Here is a 1,276-nt window from a genome sequence, read left to right as displayed (position 1 = left end):
GCGCTGAGCGAGTGCAGTTACTCGTCACAGACGCCTTCAGCCTCTGTGCGAGAGATACGCAGCAAACTCGCGTCACGTGGCAAGGCGGAATGGGCAGCGCAGGCGTGAAATGCCGGGGGTCACTGAGGTGTTGCGGGTCCTGACCTGACGGTGGAGAGAGGTGTTGCAAAGGCAAGGGCCGCGATGAATTGCTCCCGCGCCGCCGGAGCCTTCTCCAGGGAGGAAGCGATAGGAGTGAAGAACGCCGGGACGTCAAGCGCCAGATCGGCGAGCCCGCCAGGCGCGACGCGCCAGACCAGCCGAATGTGGTCACCGATCTGTCGCCGTTCCTCTGTATTGTAGAATGTCCAGTGAGCCAGTGACCAGAACAGGCGGCGCCGGAGGAAATCCGGCGCTTGAAAAGCTCCGGTGCGGATCGATGCCAGCAACGCCTTAGCGGCCTTGGGATTGGTGTCGCCCTCGAGGAGCACGAGCAGGTACGCGAGCTGCATCCAATCCTTTGGATCCGCAGGCGCGACCGCCAGACCCGCGCGGGTTGCGCCGACCGCGCGCTCGAGCATGGCCGTCTCGGCGGCGCTCTGAAGGTCCGCCCGAAAGGCCAGTTCTGCCAGTGCCCTCCCGTGCTGGTCGTGAATCTCTCGGTCCTCGACCCAGCCCAGGGCGAGTTCGCGTGACGCGATCAGCCCCAGGAGCTCAGCGTCCGAGACGGCCTTCCCTGCATCCAGCTGCTCAATGACGGGATCGCGCGCTGCCAGCCAGGCCGATGCCAGCACCCGCGGCACGGCGAGCCACAGGATCAACCCTCCCAGCAGGAGCGCCAGAGCAGCGGGCCAGCGACGCTGGTGAGGCGCAGGTCGACGCGATTTCCGATCGAGCCTGAGCGGTTTCCCGAGCAGCAGAGCGCCGCAGGCGGCGTTTTGCTGCGCGTCAACTCGGGCTAGGCGGCTGCTCGTCATCGCAGAGAGGATGATCCGGGCGGTTCCTGCAGAAACGGTCGCGGTCGCAAAGAGGATGATCGAGGCGCTTTTCGCAGAAGCGGTCGGCATCAGCTTCCGTGCAAAGAGGGTGATCCGGTTGGCGGTCGCAAAAAGCAGACGACGCGACCAACTGCAGGCAGATACCATCGTCTCGATACCAGCGGCAGAAACCGTCCCGGCGGACGCGCTGCGGCAAGGCCTCGGAGCCACCCTGACCAGGCTCCATGAGCGGCGTCGCCATGGCCGGCGCATAGGGCACGCCGCCAGCCCGTGGGGCCGCAGAAAGCACACCGAGCGTG

Annotated in this window: 1 protein-coding gene; it reads right to left on the bottom strand. The window is 66.1% G+C overall.

Annotated features, from left to right (window positions below):
* Positions 1 to 119: 119 nt before the first annotated feature.
* Positions 120 to 1,124 carry a hypothetical protein gene (locus VFZ66_12735; protein HEX6290055.1) on the bottom strand — a complete coding sequence of 335 codons (1,005 nt, stop codon included), beginning with the start codon at positions 1,122 to 1,124 and terminating at the stop codon, positions 120 to 122.
* Between the last annotated feature and the right edge of the window lie 152 nt (positions 1,125 to 1,276).

The organism is Herpetosiphonaceae bacterium, from assembly GCA_036374795.1.
Classification (GTDB): Bacteria; Chloroflexota; Chloroflexia; order Chloroflexales; family Kallotenuaceae; genus LB3-1.
Note: the sequence above shows the minus strand (reverse complement) of the source record. Positions and strands in the feature narration are given on the sequence as shown.

What these genes read in the sequence shown, in the direction of transcription:
- VFZ66_12735 (HEX6290055.1), bottom strand. Translation starts at nt 1,124, where the DNA reads ATGGTATCTGCCTGCAGTTGGTCGCGTCGTCTGCTTTTTGCGACCGCC.